This is a genomic window from Glycocaulis sp. (genome assembly GCF_052168375.1).
Lineage (GTDB): Bacteria > Pseudomonadota > Alphaproteobacteria > Caulobacterales > Maricaulaceae > Glycocaulis.
On record NZ_JBQLZR010000287.1, the window covers coordinates 1 to 4723 of the forward strand.

Here is a 4723-nt window from a genome sequence, read left to right on the forward strand (position 1 = left end):
AAAGAATGAGGGTAACCAAGAAGTACCGCTGGGTGGCAAAAGTAAAGCGGAACATGCTTTCCCGCCCCCTTGATGGATTTTAATACGTCAGAATCAACCTCTAAATCAGATAACTTCGACCAGTCATAAACATCACCGGCAGATTTGATAAATTTTAATACATTTCCAAATAAGTATAAAAAGCTTTGCTTTTCAATTTGATTTGAAAAGAAAGTCGCTTTCAGTTGATATTGCTCAATACGGGCCTCATCAGAAACTTTCGGCATTTAATAACCCTTGAAAATTTGCTCTCTTAAAGCCATCGCAACTGCTTTAGCGAGAAGCGGTGGCACAGCATTTCCGACTTGGCCAAATTGCGTCATGGTTGTTTGACGCTTGCTGCTATAACTATCAAGGCGCACACCTTTGAATTCCCAGCCCAATGGAAAACTCTGCAAACAAGCCAACTCCCTAACTGTCAGCATTCTATCTTCGACAGGGTGAATATAATCTCGATATCCACTTCGCGTTACAGTCGGACTTGGCTTTTTAGGATCTAGACGGCGATAGGTTGATCCAAAGGTCCTTTCGATTTCAGCTAGCCTTTTGCCAACTGGGACTCTTTTGATTTTTTCAAGAGTCGACGGCGAGTGAGCGGTTTGAACGTGATTCTTAATAGCCATGACGCTCTCGCCTGCCTTTAATTGTTCCCGATACCCGACGCGCAATTTCCGAGGGCGGTTCTGCTGGAGGGAGTGACAAGATTGCCTCTCCTACTGTTCTATATGGAAGCTTTCGCGAACTTGGCGCCAGATGCCCCGGAACGTGGGTCGCGTCCGGAAACGCGAAAGCTTTACCAACTTTATTTCCAACCACGAAAACCCGCTCCCTAAATTGCGGCACGCCAAAATCTGCCGCGTTGAGCACCTGGTGCTTTACCGTGTAAGTAGAGCCATCGCTCAATTTCATATGTTCAAACTCATCTTCGATGAGCCTTAACACCTCGCCACCTGACCAATTCACCATGCCTTTAACGTTTTCGAGCACGAACGTTTTGGGCTCCACTTCTCCTACTAGCCGAATAAATTCGCGAACCATTTGACCACGGGGGTCATTTAGTCCGGCGCGTTGACCAGCAAGGCTGAATGATTGGCACGGCGGCCCCCCGATTATTGCGTCAATCTCACCTCGCCTTTTACCGGCCAGAGAAAGAAGCTCTTCACCAGTAACCGTTTGCACGTCAGCTTGCACTACAATCGTATCACGCATGTTCGAGCGTAGCGTCTCGCAACACGATGGATCCTGCTCGACGGCCACTAGAACTTTGAATCCGGCCTGCTCGAAGCCGATATCCATGCCTCCGGCACCAGCGAACAGTGAAATTGCATTGAGATTCATGCCTACTGTACCTCGAACGAAGCCACGCACCCGCCAACTTGGCGATTCTGAGTACCTTATTGGAGTTCGCCATAGGTTCCAAACGGGCCAAGCTGCCGATAGCGTCTTGCCAAAGACGGGTGTTCGACGGCGCGGACTCATGGCGGTATCTGGACGAATGACCGGGGCGCGCAGCCCGCACCCCGGCTGGAGGCGTGACCGCTCATGGACATGAAGCTCGGCTTCCTGCCCTTCCTGAACCGGCTTGAGAAAGCCGCGCTGAAGGCTGTGGAAGCCGAGGTTGAATGGTTTTGTCTTCCCGCAGGCCAGACCCTGTTCGAGGCCGGCGATCCCGCCGACGCCTTCTACCTTGTCCGCTCCGGCGCTCTGGCCGCATTCCGCAACGGGGCAGACGGCCTGCCCGAACTGGTCGGCCATATCCGCGCCGGTGAACCCATTGGCGAGATGGCGCTGGTCGAGGACCGGCCCCATTCGGCCCATGTCTATGCCTTGCGCGATTGCGAGCTGATCCGCCTGCCCAAGACCGCCTTTGACCGGCTGACCCGGCGCCACCCCAGCCTGATGCGCGAACTCGCGCGGATGATGCTGTTCCGCCTGCGCGGCGGGACGCTGCGCTCCAAGGCGGAGCCGCGCGTGTTCGCGCTGGTCTCCACCTCACCGACCATCGACCTCACCTTGCGCTCCCGCCAGCTGAAGGACGCCCTCAAGGCTCTGGGGCGTGAGTGCGTGATCCTTGGCGAGGAGGGCGATGTCGTCTCGCCCTCTGCCATGGATGAGGCCGAGCGCACCGGCGATATCGTCATCCTGACCGCGCGCCTCAATGACGTGGCCTGGGCGCGTCAGGCCATCGGCCGCGCCGACCGCATCTGGCTGATGGCGCGCGGCGATGCCAGGCCCTCTTTGCCGATCCTGCCCGAAGACCCCTCGCCCGCCGCAAAGCTGCGCCTTATCGACATCGTCCTCCTGCACCATGGCGGCACGCGCAGCGTTGCCTCGCCGCAGGAATGGATGGACGCCGCCGAGGCCGCGCGCTGCTTTCACTGGCGCCAGTTCGAGGAGCAGGACGTCGCCCATCTCGCCCGCACCATGGCGGGTTGCTCGGTCGGCCTTGTCCTTTCCGGTGGCGGCAGCCGGGCCTATGCCCATATCGGCGCCATTCAGGCGTTCCGCGATTCCGGCATCGTCTTCGACTTCATGGCCGGCACCTCCATGGGCGCAATCATCGCTGCCGGGGTGGCGATGGGCTGGAGCAATGACGAGATCGACACCCGCATCCGCAAGGCGTTCGTGGAATCCAGCCCGCTTAGCGACTGGACGCTGCCCGTGGTCAGCCTGGTACGCGGCAAGGAGGTGGAGCGCCGCCTCGCCGAGCATTTCGGCGATGTGGACATAGCCGACCTCTACCGGCCCTTCTTCTGCGTGTCGTCAAACCTCACCGACGGGTCGGTACGGGTGCACCGCCGGGGACGCTTGCGCGATGCGCTGCGGGCTTCGCTGGCCATTCCCGGCCTGCTGCCGCCCGTGATCGATGGCGAGAACGTGCTGGTCGACGGGGCGGTGTTCAACAATTTTCCCGTGCGCGAGCTGAAAGCCAGCCATCGCGGCGCCAATGTCGGTGTCGATGTGACCCGCAACAAGGCGATCAACCCGGCCGATTTCATCAACCCGCCGGGCTTTTTCGGCTGGGCGATCCGCCATGGCCTGTCCGATCCGCCGCCCATCGCCTCGCTTCTCATGCGCGCGGCTACGGCTGCGACGCTCGACGAGCATGAGGATACGCGTCAGGCGGCTGACCTGCTGGTCCTGCCCGAGATCGACATGGATCTGCGCGAATGGCGCCGCTATGACGACGCCATCATCGCGGGCTATGAAAGTACGATGGCGATGCTCAACGCGGCTGATAACCGCCTGATGTCTCGCCTGAAACCGGGACGGTAGGGGGTATGCTGGGCCCCGGGTCAAGCCCGGGGACCCGGTTGAGGGGCCCGAGCGGTAATGCCGGGGTCCCCGCCCCCGAGCGGGGACCCAGAAATCCTCGAGCCAGGACATTGCCAAGCGGCTCTGGGTTCCCGCCTGCGCGGGAACGACGAAAAAAGGATTGATCTTTTCCGCTCGCCATTTCCGCCCTCCCACCCCCTGACCGCGAATGTCAGATTTTCTTCCGCTTTCAGCGGCGTGCAGCAGCGCTATCATGAGCAGGGCAAACCAACCGGGAGCGAGCGCGATGATGAAGGCCGCACAAAGAGCCACACTTTCCGTTCTGGGCGCCCTTGCCGTAACGGCAAGCCTTGCCAGCGCCTCGCAGGCACAGCGCGGCCAGACCGAACCGCCGCCGATGGCGCCGAGTTTCACCCCGCTGGAAACCCGTGTCGAAACGCAGGGCGAGCGGACAACGATCACCTTCGCAAACCGCTCCTACCGGATTGAGCCCTTGCGCAACCCGCGTAGCCCTGAAAGGGGACCGCAAGTGATGCTGCACGGAGAGGGCGCATGGCCGAACTTCGAAGGCACAGGCTACGATCGCGGCAGATTCGCAACCTATTATGGGCGCTCCGGCCCGAACGCTTTCTGGCTATTGCCGGGGTTCGGACTGGTTGCCGTATACGACTATGTCGATCCGCGCAGCGGGAGCCGGATTTTACGTCGAGACCTCGTTAGAGGTCAGGACGGAACAATAGAGCCCTTCGTGCCCGGCAGGACTCCCTTCTGGGAGCCCCACTTCGTGGCCCGTTCGGGCGGGCAGATGAACGATCTGACGGCCGAACGAACCCTCTTCATCTCCGGCTCGCTGACCGCTTTCCGTTCAAGTGGTGCTGGCGTATCGATGACTTTGCAGCCTCTGGAGTCGACCCTTTCCTTTGCCTGGATGTTTGACGAGGCCGGCTTGATCCAGCAATGGTCTCCGCTCGTGGATATTTCCGGCAATAGCGCGTCCACCAGCGCCGCGACCAACGCACTAGTCTATCAAAGACAGTCCGATCAAGGGCATGTGACGTTCGCGACGCAAGGCGAGGCAGGCACCCTCAATGTCCACCTCGTCGCACCAGATCTGAGAACGATCACCACGCACACCGGGGTGTTAAGGCTCAAATTGCGCCGTGAAGACCCCGCGCGCATCGCCACAACGGTAAGCGCTATCGGCGAGATAACCCGGGAAAGCCGTGAGCAGAATCTGGATGACAACACGACGCTTCTGCTTGCGCCCCTTCAAGACTTTGAAGGCTGGTACGGCATACTTGAGGCTGATGGCAGCATCTCGGTGCCCGGCGGCGGTCGCGGCTTGATGCCGCTCACGAGAACAATCAGCAGCGGCGCGTTCTATGAGGGCATGGTGCCGGTTAATTAC

5 protein-coding genes are annotated in these 4723 nt (G+C 59.5%); 2 read left to right on the plus strand and 3 right to left on the minus strand.

What is annotated here, in order from left to right; translation table 11 throughout:
• From ACTS2Z_RS11705 to ACTS2Z_RS11715, 3 genes are all read right to left on the minus strand, one after another.
• On the minus strand, positions 1-266 hold a 266-nt coding region (locus ACTS2Z_RS11705; RefSeq protein ID WP_442573388.1), incomplete at its 3' end, for a hypothetical protein.
• Positions 267-662, minus strand: a complete 396-nt coding sequence (locus ACTS2Z_RS11710; protein ID WP_442573389.1) for a DNA cytosine methyltransferase — start codon at positions 660-662, stop codon at positions 267-269. It abuts the gene before it with no gap.
• Entirely contained in the window at positions 652-1377 is a 726-nt protein-coding gene (locus ACTS2Z_RS11715) for a DNA cytosine methyltransferase (RefSeq protein ID WP_442573390.1), read from the minus strand. The genes ACTS2Z_RS11710 and ACTS2Z_RS11715 overlap by 11 nt, the downstream gene beginning before the upstream one ends.
• A gap of 204 nt (positions 1378-1581) precedes the next feature.
• Between ACTS2Z_RS11715 and ACTS2Z_RS11720 the strand changes: the two genes are divergently transcribed.
• Together ACTS2Z_RS11720 and ACTS2Z_RS11725 are read left to right on the plus strand one after the other, a co-directional pair.
• Positions 1582-3315 carry a patatin-like phospholipase family protein gene (locus ACTS2Z_RS11720; RefSeq protein ID WP_442573391.1) on the plus strand — a complete coding sequence of 578 codons (1734 nt, stop codon included), beginning with the start codon at positions 1582-1584 and terminating at the stop codon, positions 3313-3315.
• A gap of 286 nt (positions 3316-3601) precedes the next feature.
• A partial coding sequence (locus ACTS2Z_RS11725) for a hypothetical protein (RefSeq protein WP_442573392.1) occupies positions 3602-4723 on the plus strand: 1122 nt, incomplete at its 3' end.